Origin of the sequence: Pacificibacter marinus (assembly GCF_900109555.1) — a bacterium.
GTDB lineage: Bacteria > Pseudomonadota > Alphaproteobacteria > Rhodobacterales > Rhodobacteraceae > Celeribacter > Celeribacter marinus_C.
The window spans coordinates 184,490-199,140 of sequence record NZ_FNZV01000006.1 but is presented as its reverse complement, the minus strand read 5'-3'; the positions used below and the strand labels follow the sequence as shown (position 1 = coordinate 199,140).

Genomic DNA, 14,651 nt, shown 5'->3' with positions numbered 1-14,651 from the left:
CCAGCGCTCGTTTTGAGTGCTGGGATTGGATATTGTGAGGAAGGCGGTGCTCACTTGATTTTTTCAGAGTCTGTTCCGGCAGGACAAAGTGTGACGCAGCCCTTGAGCGTGGCAGAAGGAGCGTATGTGCGGGGGCGTTTGGACAGCCTTGGACATACGTTCGATTTGGTTATGGGTGACGCACAGACACCTGAGCTACGTCAACTTTTGACCAACAATACGGGTTCGGGACAGTTTCATTTTGTCGCGCCCTCAGACACGATCACTTTTGTTGTACGTAATAATAGTGATGTAGCGTTTACGCCCGAGCTTGAGATAGAGCGGATTGTCACACCATCAGAAATGACAGGGGAAACACTCAGCTATACCAGCCCTGAAATTGCCAAACTTGCTAAAGAGCTTGCGCAAGGCGGCACCACCGATGCGTTTTGGGAAGCCCGCGCCAAAGCTGGCACGCCAATGATCGAACCCACTAAGGCCGAGGGGCAAGTGTTGGTCACTTACTTGTGGCGTGGCGCGACCAAGAATGTACGTTTGTGGGGCGGACCAGCGTCAGATCATACATGGATGACACAACTTGCTGATAGCGATGTGTGGTACGTCACGTTTGAGATGCCAGACACCGCGCGCATGTCATATGGCATGGCGCCGGACGTGCCACAGTTTGAGGGCGGCGAGCGCGAAAACCGTGTTGCTTTGCTGGCGACGCTTCAGGCCGATCCGCTTAATAAAACGCCGATCTATTCTGACGCGACGGATAAGTGGGCGCAGCGTTCGATGCTTGAAGGCGAAAATGCCCCAATACAGCCTGGGATGACCCGTGCGGAAAATTCTGCAGATGAAGTGCCTAAGGGAACTATAACGCCAAAGATTTTGATCTCTGAGACACAGCCCAAACGGCATGTGGATTACTATCGCCCCGCTGGGTTTGACCCTTCTCGGCCTGATACTGTGTTGCTTGTTATGTTTGATGGGCCCGCCTACCAAACCGAACGGGCTCCTGTGCCCGCTATTTTGGATCGCTTGATCGCGACGAAACAATTGCCACAGGTTGTTGTGGCTTTGATCGATCCGGTTGATAGCGATCAGCGTGGAGTTGATTTGACCTGTAACCCTGCGTTCATGGACACCTTAGCCCATGATTGGTTGCCTCAGATCGAAGCCGAGTTTGGCAAGACGTTTGCCCCATCACAGCGCGTGGTGTCTGGGTCGTCCTATGGCGGCTTGGCATCGGCGTGCATGGTGCATCGCCATTCTGATCTATTCGTAAACGCCGTTGTTTTGTCTGGTAGTTTTTGGTGGGGGCCTGAGGGGTATGACGGCCAAGGCATGCCTTATATGTCTGCGCTTTGGGCTGATTATACGCCGCCAAACGTGCGCATTTGGATGTCGGCAGGTCTATACGAGGCTGGTCGCGCACCGGGTTTGGTTTCTATCTTTGAAACCACACGGCATTTGCGTGACGTGATGCAGCTTAAGGGCGTCGCAGATGTCACTTACCGCGAATACGCGGGCGGGCATGATTATTTGGTTTGGCGCGGTGCATTGGCTGAGGGGCTTTTGCACCTATTCGGGACCAATTGAGCCTCTGGAAATGGCTTAAGTGCTCATAAACAAATAAAAGCCGCGATCCTCGACATGAAGATCGCGGCTTTTTGCATTTCGGCTTTTGACGTTTAAGCCTGTGCTTTGCGCCAATAGCCTGAAAAGTAGCTTTGCTCGGCAGTGATCCCGCAGGTGTCACGAAAGTGCTTTCGTGCGCGTTGCACTTTTGATTTTTCTGCGCCGCACCATAAGAATGGGGCCGTTTGCGGGGTCACTTTAGCATAAGCATCGACAACCATATCAACAGGGCACGGATCAGTGCCGCGCACCAACCACGTCACATCGACACCATCAGGATGGACCAAAGGTTGAATATCGTCGTGCGAGTTAACTTCGATCATAGCGCTGCCCGTTGTTGTCGGACTGGCTTCTGCAAGAATGCGGCGCATGGCAGGTAGAGCTGTCTCATCGCCCGCCAAAACGATCTGATCCACTTTGGGCATCGCGCCGCCACCGGGGCCCATCATTCCAATGGTGTCGCCGATGTTCGCTGTACGCAGCCACTCGGTTATGCGGCCGCCGTCATGGATGAAAACGTCAAACGTGAACAGGTTTTGCGCCACATCAATGGAAACGAAAGTATAGACTGGATTGTGCAGCTGATCTGCCCCTGCCGGAAACCGTGTGCGACCCGTTTCGTCTACGAATGGCCAGATAGGTGTGCGCTCTTTAGGGGGTAAAAGCAGGCGAAAGTGCATACCGCCTGTGGTGAAATGCGTCAAATCCCGTGCCCGCATTGTGACACGGAAAAAGTTCGCAAAAGGCCGTGAGACATCGACCACATGGGCGAGACGAAAGTTGTCTGGTGTGCCAAGATCGGGCAGTGTGCCGGACCATTTCATCCGTGTGACAAGCGTAGTGTCGGCATGTTCGATGATGTGTAAAATTTGGTCGTGCAGTCGCATAAGCAAAGGCTTACCTGGGGCCGAAAGAGTGGCAACAAGATCCTCACCGTCTTGGGAAATTTCAAATTCACTACTTTCAGAGGTGGCGCTTAGACGTGTGTCTTCCGATTGAAATTTAACGCCATGCTCACTCAGGGCCTGAGCAATAAGATCAAGGCGGCTTGACGTGAAAAAATCCGCAGCGCGGCCTGTGCAAGAGAATGAATGTGTCATGCGCTTTTCCGTGTGAGTGGGGATGATGGCGCGGGATCAATTTGGTGAATTGCAAAGGGCAGGCCCGCGATGGTTTCCACGACGATATCGAGATCGAAAATATCATGGAGTGTTTTTGGTGTGACGATGTCTGCAGGTGTGCCAGTGACAAGCACCTTGCCGTCTTTGAGCGCGACAATGTGATCGGCATAAACGGCAGCAAAGTTGATGTCATGGATGACGATCACAAAGCTTTTGCCTGTGTCTTGTGCCGCCTGTTTGAGTTGCATCATCATGCGGCGCGCGTGCTTCATATCAAGATTGTTCAGCGGCTCGTCGAGTAAGACATAATCCGTGTCTTGTGCCAAAACCATTGCAACAAGAGCGCGCTGACGTTGCCCGCCTGACAGCTCATCTAAAAAACGCCCCCGTAAGTCGGCTAGGGCCATTGCGTCTATAGCCTTTTTGATGTGCGCGTGATCGGCTGTACTGGGGCGGCCTTTGTGGTGCGGATAGCGGCCAAAAGTCACCAAGTCTTCGACAGTCAAGCGTGATGACAATACGTTTTCTTGGCGCAAAATGGACAACTGTTTGGCAAGCTCTTGGGTTGGTGTCGATGTCACGTCAGCGCCATCAAATGAGATAGTGCCTGTTTGTAATGGGGTGAGGCGCGCCATGAGTGACAACAATGTAGATTTGCCAGCACCATTGGGGCCGATCAGCGCTGTGATGCCACCTTTGGGTAGGTTTAGGGTCACATTTGAAAGGATCGGCTGCTTGTTGATTTGATGACTAACATCGGAAATACGGATCATCGTCTGGCTCCTTTGAGCAGCAAGTAAAGAAACATCAACCCGCCAAGTAAGTCGATCACCACCGACAGAGTACCTTTGTATCCAAGCACATGCTCAAAGATCGCTTGCCCGCCAATAAGGGTTGTGATGGCGATCAGTGTATTTGCGATCAATAGGGGGCCAAATCGCGCGCCGGGCAAAAACCGATATGCGAGATGCGTTACCAAAAGCCCGAAAAATGTGACAGGCCCCACCAAGGCGGTGGAAACAGAGACCAGCAACCCTACTGTGGCAAAGGTGATGAACATCACGCGCCTGTAGTGCAGCCCAAGATTGATCGCCACATCACGCCCCAAGGCCAATACATCGAATTGATGGCGTAGGGCCCACACTATCGGCAACGTGGCGCCACACAGCACTATGGAAATCCATAGTAGGTCAAGATTGACTGCATTGAATCGAGCAAACATTGCGCCCTGTACGACGACAAAATCATTGGGATCAATCATGCGCGAAATAAAGCCTGACAGGCTGCGAAACAGCGCACCAAATATGATGCCCACCAACACCAAAAGATGCAGGTCATGAGCGCGGGCGGTGAAAAGCCACAAGAACAAACCGGTTGAAAAGACCATCATCGCGACCACTTCGATCGCGAACTTTGAGACGGGATCAAGAGCCAGAGTTGCGACACTACCAATGCCAAACACCAATCCGGTTTGAATCATCAAGTAGAGCGCATCAAAGCCCATAATCGCAGGCGTTAAAATTTGATTGCGCGTGACGACATGGAACAACTGGGTGGCGGTCGCGATAGCAAAGGCCACCAAAATAAGCGCCGCAAGCTTGCCAATCCGAAAAGACATTGCAAAAGCCAGCGCTCCAGATGGAATGCCAAGTGTCATGAACAAAACCATCGAGATAACTGCGAGAGCCCCCAGTATCAAAAGCCGTTTTGTATCACGGTCCAATCGATGAGGCGCTTTGCTAGAAGTTGCTGCGGGGGGCGTGGCTATATTTTCAAGCGGCATATCGTTTGCGCCTCAATAGCAAAAATAGAAAAACAGCAGACCCCAGTATGCCGAAGATTGTTCCAATTGGAATTTCATAGGGCGCGCGCACCACACGGCCTAAAATGTCGCAAAACAACAAAAGTCCAGCGCCAAGACTTGCAGCCCAAGGCACGGCCAAGCGCAAATTATCACCAACAAATCGGCTGACAATATTTGGGACGATCAAACCCAAAAACGGGATGTTCCCGACAGTCACAATCACAAGCGCGGTGATCACTGCGACGATAAAAAGCCCCAACCACATGACACTGCGATAGTTCAGCCCAAGCGTGACAGATACGTCGCGCCCCATACCCATAATCGAAAATCGGTCTGCAAAAATGTAACCAATCACGGCAAGGATACCTGTGATCCATAGGCTTTCGTAGCGCCCGCGCAGCACGCCGGAAAACTCGCCCGTGGTCCATATGCCAAGGTATTGCAGCAAATCAAATTGATATGCAAAAAATGTCGCTAAAGCCCCGATCACACCGCCGAGCATAAGCCCGACCAGCGGCACAAGCAGGGGTTGGTGGACGGGCAAGCGATCAAGAATGCGCAGGAACAAAAAGGTGCCAGCAATCGCAAAACCAGACGCAATCAGCATTTTGACCATCAAAGGCGCGAGAGGAAACAACAACACGGCAACTAAGAGCCCAAGACCGGCGCTTTCCGCTGTGCCGGCTGTCGAGGGTTCGACAAACTTATTGCGGGTCAGCATTTGAAAAATCAAACCCGCGATGGCCATCGCAACACCCGTCAACACAATCGCCAAAGTCCGTGGAATACGGCTGACAAGTAAGATCAGAGTATCCTCTCCCTGCCCAGTCAGAACAGACTGGAATGACATGTCGGCCACGCCGACTGTGGTGCTCAAAACGGCCATCGCGATGATGCACGCCAGAGCGCCGAACATATGCAAGGAGAGAGACTTCATGCGGTCAGTGCGCGCCGCTATAGGCCGCGATGAATTGGTCTACGGTGTCTTGCAAAGACCGCACCCCATTGGTTGCAATGTAAAAATCAGCAGGATGAACGTAAATCACCTGACCTTTTTGCATTGCTGTGGTTTGGGCCACCAGTTCATTGTCGAGTGTTTCATTCGCTATAGGACCATCGCTTTGTGTGGCGCGTGTCCGGTCGAAAATGATCATCCAGTCGGGGTTAGCGTCGTGCAAAAACTCGAAACTGATAGCTTCTCCATGGGTTTGCGCTTCGACTTCTTCGAACAGGGGCTCAACACCAAATGTTTCATGAACCCAGCCAAACCGTGACCCTGGGCCGAACACAGAAATTTTTGGCCCATTGGTCATCACGATCAGACCTTTGCCCGCTCCAGCAGTCAGCCCGCGCAACTCTTCAAGAGATGTGTGCAACTGGTCAATTAGCTCTGCGGCTTTGTCTTGTTTTCCAAACAGCGCACCCAGTTCAGTGGTCTGGGTTTTGACAACAGTTTCGATATCGTCAGAAAAGGGGCTCATGTCGACGGTTGGTGCAATTTTTGCAAGCGCGTCAACCTGCTGCATCGTGCGAGGGCCTGTGATAATTAAATCGGGTTTGAGTGCGAACACCTGTTCAAAATTAGGCTCGAACAATGTACCGATATTCGGTTTTGTCCCGTCATTTAGGCCCTCAAGGGCTGGTATATAAATTGGGTCAACCAAACCAACGACACTGACATCTAAGGCGGTCAATGTATCTAGAACGCTGATATCAAAGCTCAAGACGCGCTCAGGATGCTGCGGCACGGACACCACACCAGAGGGAGTTGTCAACTGCACGTCAGATGCTTGTACAGACGTTGCAACGGTTACCGCGAGGATGGCCGATTTAAGAAGGTGTCGAGACATAGCTGTGCTTCCTAGTCAAAGAAGACCCCAAAAGGGCCAATAGATTCTAGTAAGGGTTTACTGGAAATTGTATCCGACAGAAAGAGTAACCTTACATTTTCTGTCGGAATTACGCATATAGCCTAAACAAGATCGTTCGGGTTAGTTAAAGTCTATTGGCAAGTTGAAACTATAGCTTGCGTTGGTCAAAGCGCTGGGTGCGGCCGGCATGCGCCCAGCACGTGACACCGCAGTTAGGGCCGCTTGGTCGAACGCTGGATTGCCCGATGATCTTGCGACCCGCGCTGCAGTCACTGTTCCGCCGCGCGCGACGGTGATTGAAAGCACGACACGCCCCGTTCCTGATGCACCTCTCGGGTAGCGTTTTTGGCGACTGACACGCGCACGTACTTTTGCACCCCATTGGCGGGTTAGGCTTGTTTGTTTTGCTTTGCTAAGACTTGCAGCCGAGGCGCTGCCGGTCTTACCCGCAGAATCTCCACCACCACTACCGGATGCTTTTTGAGCATTTTGACCCGCGATTGCGGGGCGGGCTTCATCCGCCACCTTCTTTTTGGGTGTGGGCTTTGGGGGTGCCTTTTTCTTAGGCTTTGGTTTTGGCTTTTCTTTTGGTGGGGGCGGTGCCGCGATGTCGTCCAAAGAGGGGGGCGTCACGTCTGGAACTGCCATATCGGGCAGTGCAACAGCTGCCGTTTTGATCACAGCCAAATCAGGTGGCGTTTCGATCATGGGGGGCGTTTCGATCACAGGCTGCGGCTCAGGGGGTGTCTCAACCGTGTCGATCACCTCAACAGGTTTATCCCAGTTTTCGACGATCTGTTCCATCTGCGCGCTGGCGGCTTGCAGACTGATCAAGGCTGCACCTGAATCTCCCGCAGCTTCGGCCCCCGCCGATGGTGGGCGCACCAAAAGTCCCAAATGGATCGCGAGAGCAAAACTGCAAAATACCAAAAGTTCAAAAAATCGTTTCATTTTTCCGAGACCACAACTGAAACGTTGCTCAGGCCCGCCGTGGCCAAAGCTTTCAAAGTTGCCGCAACCCGCGTGGCGGGCACACCGCCATCGGCGCGCAGTTGCGGCGCAGGCGTGACGTTTGCACCACCAGCAGATGCGGCGAATGCTGCTACAGCGGCATCACCGATTTCATCCTCAAACCCAAGAGTTCCATCTTTGGAAAGATAAAGGATCGGCGCCGTTTCCGCGGCCTGTCCTTTGGTCGCCTCTGGGGGGGTGACCTCAAAAGGTTCGGGTTTGCTAAGTGTTGATGTCATCAAGAAAAAGATCAGCAACAAGAACACCACATTGATCATCGGAACAATGGATTCTGTGCGAGGTTTGCGCTGTGGGGGAGAGAAGTTCATAGTCATTCGATCAGCACAATATTGTTGAATCCAGCAGTGGCCAAAGCACCATTGATTGAGATTACATGCTGCAAAGTTGCGTCATCCCGTCCGCGTAGAATAACCGTATCAGTGGTGGATTCCATTAGGTCGTTCAGTCCAGAAATCACATCGGGCAAAGACATCGGAGTGTTGTTGAGACGTACTTCAGTGGGCGTGACATCAACCAAGCGTGGCGCACCTGTATAGGCCCCGCCACCGCCGGCAAGCGGAAAGGGAATGACGTTATCTGTACCAAATCGCGATGCAAGCATGAAAAATACCAGCAATAAAAAGACCACGTCGATCATGGGGGTCAGGCTTGGCTTGCGCCGCGACCTTTGGGGAAGGCCGAGGTCAATCATTCTGCTGCCACTTGGTCGTGCTGAGGAGCCATTGCTTGTGGTCGCTGGGTTTCTTGGGGCAAGGGGGCGATGAAAATGCGTGCTGACAAATCTTCAAGGTCTTGACGTAATGCATCGATGACTGCTTCGAACCATGTCAGCGCTGCTGAGGCTGGGATCGCGACCGCCATGCCCGCTGCGGTGGTCAACAGGGCTTCCCAAATGCCGCCAGCCAAAAGAGCTGGGTCTGCTTTGCTGCCTGCTTCTTGCAGTGCTTGAAACGCGGAAATCATCCCGAGTACCGTACCCAAAAGACCCAAAAGCGGCGCTATGGTTGCAATCAATTCAAGCGCGCGCAGGCCGCCCGAAGCTTGGCCCAGTAGCCGTTTTGCAATGCGGCTCGTTTCTTCGCGGGCGCTGTCATCTGGTAAATTCAAACGGGCACGCATCGCAGCTGTTGTCAGGCGGGACCGAAAGCCGCGACGACGTGATACGATTTCAAGAGCTGTCGTGGTGCGACCGCTTTCCCACATTTGCACAGCGCGGTTGGATGTCTTGCGTGACCATGCGCCGATCAAAATATAGCGCCATGTTTTCCACAAAATCAGAGCCAGCGTGGCAACAGACAAAGCTGCGATTGCCCAAATTGAAGGTCCGCCTTGGACCAAGAATTCAACAGCGCGATCTTTCGCGACAACAATTGGATGTTCGGGGGGCGCGACACTTTGTGGCGTGATGGCGTCAACTTGCGTTGCAGGTTGCGCGACAACCTTGGTTTCTACTGACGGTGTCGTGGCGCTAGATACTATGGCATCATCGCTTGGCGCCAAAGTATCAACATCAAGGGGGGCGAGCGTGGTTTGGGCGGGCAACGGTGCATCAATGCTAGAGGCTTCAAAGTTCGGTGCACTTGGGGTGGCCCCAATTTCTGGCGCGCCGTCCTGAGCCCATGCTGTCCCTGCGGTAGCCCAGATGCAAACGCCGAGTGCCAGAGTGAAATCTTGCAAGGCACGCTGTGTGTAAAATGAACGTTTCATATGGGCCCCTATCCTTTGATCTGAAATAGGTGAGCATGTCGGGCGTCTGGTTTTGTCTCTCTCAAAGACTACGGATACGTATATTGAGAGGGCCAAAGCGCACGAGACATGCCACGTCCAGAAGTGTTGGCTGGACAAACTTTAGACATTGGCTTGTCTCGCCCTATGCGAAAATCGCACGAACGTGATGGCTATGGGCGTTGTAATTTAAGCTGCGCGCAAAGGTCAAGCTCATATCATAGTATTTTACTCAGCTTTGTGTTGCTAGGGGGCATTGCGACAGAATGGTGTTTCACGAAACCTGAAGTTTGACAGATTTATCTCATACAGATTGCTTATTAAGCATTTGATTCGCTCAATCCGACAGCGTCCTGTTTTGATCTTTGTCGCGGGTCCAATACGTTGCGGCCATGAATTCACGTTTCGAAAGCCCCCGGTCCAAAAGAACTTGGCGTGCCGCTTGGGCCTCTTGTAGTTCTCCTGCAAAAAAGACGCGTCTTGCCACTTGTGGAATCACAAGGGATGTCAGCGCATCAATCATTGTGTGCCCCGTGTCGCGTAGCTCCCATCTTAGCTTTACGCCTGCGGGATGAGGCATCGGTTGAATGTCGTCCTCTTTGGGCACAAAAATCACAGCTTCGCCCTGCGTCGATGTGGGTAGATCTGCCAACATGCGCGCTAAAGCAGGCAACGCGGTTTCATCCCCTACGAAGCCCATCCAGTCTGCAAGTTTTGGCTTGGCGTCGCCGCCCGGTCCGACCAAAGCGATTTCATCGCCCATCTTGGCGGTCTGGGTCCATGTGGTGACGCGCCCACCGTCATGAAGGAAGACATCGAATTCAAGGCGGTGTTGCAGACCATGTTTTGTGATGCGGCGCACGGTATAAACGGGGCGATGCCATGCTGTCGCGCCACCGGGCCAGACGGTGACGCCATTGGTATCTGTCGTTGGCCAAGGCGCACCTTTGGGACCAAACAGCAATCGAAAATGTAATCCGCCTGAGGCAAAGCGAGCAAGGTCCGCCCCTTCGACTGTGATGCGGGTGTAAGAACTGGAAATGCGCTGCACATCTGCGACTGTCGCAAGCGACTGATTGCCGGGTCTTTGGCCGCTGAACTCACCATCCCAGATTGGATTGAGATCATGAAGGATAAATTGCGAGGTGAGTAAGTCACGGATCATTTGAAGACCGCTGGCATCAAACCCTTCGATCCGCACGCTTGTGCCATCACCTTGTTGTGCCACGATCACCACGCCGCTTTCCAATTCGATCTGCAAAGCTTCGTTTGGTTCGGTCACGGCGAGTTCCCATTGTTCGGCCATGTGTCGAAAAACGGGTAGTGCGTGATCGATGCGCGCAGCAAGCCATGTGGAAGCTATAAAAAGCTGAGGCGATACCAAAGTTGAATGTGCGGTCATGCTGAAATTTCACCTTGGATTATGTGTGGCTGTGCGGTGTGGGTAATCCCATGTCGCCCGCGCGGGATCATCATAGGCTTGCCCGAAATTGGATCGGAGATAATCTGGCTATCTAGACCAAAGACGCTGTGCACATTTTCGGCTGTCAGCACATCTTTGGCCGCGCCACTGGCGTGAATTTGACCCTGTGCTATCGCGACAAGACAATCGGCATACCGCGCCGCGAGATTTAGGTCATGCAAGACCATAACGATGGTGGTGCCACGCTTTTGGTTCAGGTCCGTGAGCAGATCCAGCACTTCTATTTGGTGGTTGATATCCAAAAACGTTGTGGGTTCATCAAGCAGTAAAATATCGGTGTCTTGGGCTAATGCCATAGCGATCCAGACTCGTTGTCTTTGGCCGCCTGACAGGTCGCTTATCATTCGTTCAGCCAGATCGCTGGTGCGTGTGGCGTCTAACGCTTCTACGACCGCAGCTTCATCTTGTTTGGTCCAACGGGCAAATATTCCGTGGTGCGGATGGCGACCACGGCTGACGAGATCAAGCACACTTATGCCCTCTGGCGCGATGGGCGATTGCGGCAAAAATCCTAACTTGCGTGCCAAGTGTTTGGGCTTGATCTGGTGAAGCGCGGTGCCATCAAGCGTGACAGTGCCAGACACGGGCGTGATCAGGCGAGACATGGTTTTCAACAATGTGGATTTGCCGCAGGCATTGGCCCCGACAATCGCAGTGATCTGCGCCGGCGGAATTTCAAAGGTGATCCCGTTTAAAATTTGTGTGTCGCCGTAGCCTGCAACGAGATCATTGATAACAAGGGAAGGGGGGCTCATAGGGCGCCTCCGGTTTTGTGCGCACGCGTGATAAGATAAATAAGGTAAGGGGCACCCAAAACGCCGGTCACAACGCCAACGGGATAACGTGCGGGCAGTAAAACTTGCCCCGCGTAATCGCTGAACAACACCAAGGCTGCGCCAACGAGGGCCGCAGGGATCAACAGCGATCCAGTGCGTCCTGCAATGCGGGCCGCGATGGGGCCGGACAGAAATGACACAAAGGCAATTGGGCCCGAAGCCGCGGCGGCAAAGGCAATCAACCCCACTGCGCTGACAATTACAGTGATGCGGGTGCGGGTGAGCGACACGCCCAGCCCCGCAGCAGTTTCATCGCCCATGCGTAAGGCCTCAAGATTGTTGGCTTGGGCCAAAAGCAGACCGCCACAAATGCAAAGGGCAAGGAAAAGGGGCAGGGCTTGATCCAATTGTGCGCCGTTGACGCTGCCCATCAACCAACGCATCGCTTCTTGTAGGCTCCAACTTGGGGCACGTAAAAGCAGATATGAAATGAGACTTTGCAACATTGCCGACAGGCCGATCCCGACCAAAATAAGCCGCGCAGCTGTCACGCCGTTGCGCCACGATAGCGCATAGATTGCCAAGGCCACGCCCAATCCCGCGATGACGGCAATAAGCGACACCATTGGCCCGCTCAGGGACAGCACAACAATCGCAAACACCGCGCTGGCGCTTGCTCCCGCGCTGATGCCGATGATGTCTGGGCTGGCAAGTGGATTGCGCAACATGGTCTGAAATGCAACGCCCCCCATGCCAAAACACATACCAGTTAAAATAGACAGAACCGCGCGAGGGAACCGCAATTCAACCACTGTGAAAGATGCACCTGCAATGGTTTCGCCCAAAAGGCTGCGGATAACATCGCCGAGCGGTACAAACGTATGGCCGGACATTAGTGTGAGCACAAACCCAACAGCAACAAGCGTCAGTAAAAACAGGTTCAGACCTGTTTGGCGCGCGCGTTGTCTGCGTCGCATATGGGCGATTTGCAGTGGAAGGGGCTGGGATGTGTCGGTCATAGCGCTGCCACTCTTTTGCGTCGCACGATCCAGATAAATACAGGCGCGCCGATAAAGGCTGTGACGATGCCGACATCCAATTCGCCGGGGCGCGCGATCAAGCGGCCTGTGATATCAGCGAGGGTTAAAAGTATGGCGCCGACCAACGCGCAGAGCGGTAATAGAAGTCTGTAATCCACCCCAATAAGCAGTCTGCAAATATGTGGCACCACCAGACCTACAAAACCGATGGGGCCACACATGGCGGTGGTCCCGCCGCACAGTAAAATCGCCCCAAGCGCAGCAAATGCGCGGGCGCGCGCCACCTGTTCCCCAAGGCCCGCTGCCGTCTCATCGCCAAGGGCAAGCATATTCAGTTTGCGTGCCGAAAGCAGAGTGATGACTGTGCCAACCAGCAAAAAGGGCAAAACAGGCGTGATTTGATCATAGGTTGCACCGCCAACGCCGCCGACGGTCCAAGCCAGCACAAGCCCTGCGATATCGCTGCGTGGCAAGATGATGGCTGTGGTTAGCGAAGACAGGGCCGCTGATGTGGCTGCCCCTGCGAGGGCGAGCTTCAATGGCGTTGCCCCGCCGCGCCCGCGACTGGCGATAAAATAGACTCCAATGGCAGACAGGCCTGCGCCGAAAATAGCAGTCCATATATAGACCTGTGCATTGTCCGTGCCGACCCAAACGATGGCGATCACGATTGCCAAGGACGCGCCTGCGTTCACGCCCAGTATCCCTGGGTCTGCTAGCGGATTGCGTGTGACGCCTTGCATCGCGCCCCCCGACATGCCCAACGCCGCGCCTGCCACGATAGCAAGCACGGTGCGCGGGATACGGTGCGTCACGGCGGCTTCCCCAATCGTTGCGGTTTGCCCTTTGAGGGCGCCGATAACGTCGTGCATGTCTACAAGTCGCGCACCCAGTGCAACCGAAAGCAAGCACGAGACACTCAGCAATGCCCCCATTGCGACGAACCACAGTGTAGGGCCGCGAAGCTGTGCGAGGATCGTAGGTTTTGGCAGGGTGTTGATACCCATTATTTCACGTTTCGTGCCGCATTGGCGAGCAGACGCACGTAGTCTTCAAGAACCCATGAAATCGACAGGGGAGTTGGATTTGCCGCTGTGCCCAGAGGGCTGTTGCCCAGCAGCACAAGTGATTTTTGTGACACGGCAGGCAGACGCGCCGTCAGAGTGTTTTCGCTCATTTTTTCTAGCAGCTCAGGCGTGCCGTAGGTCACTAGGATGTCTGCATCTTGAAGCATGTCGACATTTTCCACACTGATTTGACCTGAAAACCGCCCGCTTTCGGAAGCATTTTTGATCACGGCAGGTGATACGAGGCCGAGGTCATGAAACAACTGCACGCGGGTGTCATTGTCCGTGTAAAAGCCGATGGTGCTTAGATTCATTGGGTTGAGGTGGGTGACAAACATCGCAGATTTTCCTGCGAGCTCAGGAAAACGCGCTGCAGTTTGAGCAATCTCAGTTTCAATTTGGCCGACCAGCGCGGCACCTTCGGCGGCCATCCCCATACCTGTGCTGTTCAGTAAAATCATGTCGCGCCAATCGGTGGCCCAAGGGGTTTCAGGATAAGCAACAACAGGCGCTATTTTACTCAGCGTGTCATAATCCGATTGGCTAAGACCGGAATAGGCAGCCAGAATGACATCTGGGGCGCTCTGGGCGACTGCTTCAAAATCAATCCCGTCGCCTTCGTCGAACAAAGCGGGCGCTGTGGCACCGAGATCATTCAAAGCGGCTTCGACCCAAGGCAAAAGGCCATTGTTGTCATCGTCACCAAAGTTTGCAGCAGCGAACCCGACGGGCACAACGCCAAGGGCCAGCGGCACTTCGTGGTTTGCCCAAGCAACAGATGCTACGCGTACGGGCTTTTGCGTGATGACGGTTGTTCCGAAGGCATGCTGGATCTCGAGTGGATATTCTTGTGCCTGTAAGGGGGCGACACTTAAGACACAAGCGATGAGGCCAGCGTGGGATATCCGAAAAAATGCACGTGTAAGTGTGGATATACTGGAGATTGGCATCACGACCTCGATAGTTGAGTTTTTTTATCGACTACCTATCTCTATGCGCGTGCGTCAAGTGTACAGCGCGACGCTTTGGGGTAAAATTTTCGAAAAATAGTGGTTTTAAACAATTTCCGACAAAAACAGTAAGATTGTTCAAGACGCTTACCGAACATG

At 53.5% G+C, this 14,651-nt stretch carries 15 protein-coding genes; 1 reads left to right on the top strand and 14 read right to left on the bottom strand.

Translation table 11 applies throughout. The features are described from left to right. Nucleotides 1-90 precede the first annotated feature (90 nt). The gene (locus BM025_RS09860; RefSeq protein ID WP_170842167.1) at nt 91-1,584 is read left to right on the top strand and encodes an alpha/beta hydrolase; all 1,494 of its coding nucleotides are present in this window, start codon (nt 91-93) and stop codon (nt 1,582-1,584) included. Between the two features lie 92 nt (nt 1,585-1,676). Here the strand turns inward: BM025_RS09860 and BM025_RS09855 are convergent, their stop codons facing one another. The 14 genes from BM025_RS09855 to BM025_RS09790 all read right to left on the bottom strand — a co-directional run bounded on the left by BM025_RS09855 (nt 1,677) and on the right by BM025_RS09790 (nt 14,492). Next, on the bottom strand, nt 1,677-2,723 hold the full coding sequence (locus BM025_RS09855; protein ID WP_085848235.1) for a siderophore-interacting protein: 1,047 nt from the start codon (nt 2,721-2,723) through the stop codon (nt 1,677-1,679). Beyond that, on the bottom strand, nt 2,720-3,517 hold the full coding sequence (locus BM025_RS09850; protein ID WP_085848236.1) for an iron ABC transporter ATP-binding protein: 798 nt from the start codon (nt 3,515-3,517) through the stop codon (nt 2,720-2,722). The genes BM025_RS09855 and BM025_RS09850 overlap by 4 nt, the downstream gene beginning before the upstream one ends. Continuing rightward, entirely contained in the window at nt 3,514-4,527 is a 1,014-nt protein-coding gene (locus BM025_RS09845; RefSeq protein WP_085848237.1) for an iron chelate uptake ABC transporter family permease subunit, read from the bottom strand. Before BM025_RS09845 ends, BM025_RS09850 begins: the two co-directional genes overlap by 4 nt. Next, entirely contained in the window at nt 4,517-5,485 is a 969-nt protein-coding gene (locus tag BM025_RS09840; RefSeq protein ID WP_085848238.1) for an ABC transporter permease, read from the bottom strand. The genes BM025_RS09845 and BM025_RS09840 overlap by 11 nt, the downstream gene beginning before the upstream one ends. Before the next feature lie 4 nt (nt 5,486-5,489). Then, complete coding sequence (locus BM025_RS09835; RefSeq protein ID WP_085848239.1) at nt 5,490-6,398, bottom strand: siderophore ABC transporter substrate-binding protein; 909 nt, start codon at nt 6,396-6,398, stop codon at nt 5,490-5,492. Between the two features lie 141 nt (nt 6,399-6,539). Next, complete coding sequence (locus BM025_RS09830) at nt 6,540-7,370, bottom strand: energy transducer TonB (protein ID WP_085848240.1); 831 nt, start codon at nt 7,368-7,370, stop codon at nt 6,540-6,542. Continuing rightward, entirely contained in the window at nt 7,367-7,759 is a 393-nt protein-coding gene (locus tag BM025_RS09825) for an ExbD/TolR family protein (protein ID WP_085848241.1), read from the bottom strand. Before BM025_RS09825 ends, BM025_RS09830 begins: the two co-directional genes overlap by 4 nt. Nucleotides 7,760-7,761: 2 nt before the next feature. Then, entirely contained in the window at nt 7,762-8,142 is a 381-nt protein-coding gene (locus BM025_RS09820) for an ExbD/TolR family protein (RefSeq protein WP_085848242.1), read from the bottom strand. Then, a complete protein-coding gene (locus BM025_RS09815) occupies nt 8,139-9,158 on the bottom strand; it encodes a MotA/TolQ/ExbB proton channel family protein (RefSeq protein WP_085848243.1) in 1,020 nt (339 codons plus the stop codon). Before BM025_RS09815 ends, BM025_RS09820 begins: the two co-directional genes overlap by 4 nt. 355 nt (nt 9,159-9,513) lie before the next feature. Further along, nucleotides 9,514-10,578 (bottom strand): SIP domain-containing protein, encoded by a 1,065-nt coding sequence (locus BM025_RS09810; RefSeq protein WP_085848244.1) that lies wholly within the window; start codon nt 10,576-10,578, stop codon nt 9,514-9,516. Then, the gene (locus tag BM025_RS09805; RefSeq protein ID WP_085848245.1) at nt 10,575-11,414 is read right to left on the bottom strand and encodes an ABC transporter ATP-binding protein; all 840 of its coding nucleotides are present in this window, start codon (nt 11,412-11,414) and stop codon (nt 10,575-10,577) included. Before BM025_RS09805 ends, BM025_RS09810 begins: the two co-directional genes overlap by 4 nt. After that, a complete protein-coding gene (locus tag BM025_RS09800; protein WP_085848246.1) occupies nt 11,411-12,454 on the bottom strand; it encodes a FecCD family ABC transporter permease in 1,044 nt (347 codons plus the stop codon). Before BM025_RS09800 ends, BM025_RS09805 begins: the two co-directional genes overlap by 4 nt. Further along, entirely contained in the window at nt 12,451-13,482 is a 1,032-nt protein-coding gene (locus tag BM025_RS09795) for a FecCD family ABC transporter permease (RefSeq protein WP_085848247.1), read from the bottom strand. Before BM025_RS09795 ends, BM025_RS09800 begins: the two co-directional genes overlap by 4 nt. Continuing rightward, nucleotides 13,482-14,492 (bottom strand): ABC transporter substrate-binding protein, encoded by a 1,011-nt coding sequence (locus tag BM025_RS09790; protein WP_085848248.1) that lies wholly within the window; start codon nt 14,490-14,492, stop codon nt 13,482-13,484. Before BM025_RS09790 ends, BM025_RS09795 begins: the two co-directional genes overlap by 1 nt. Nucleotides 14,493-14,651 lie beyond the last annotated feature (159 nt).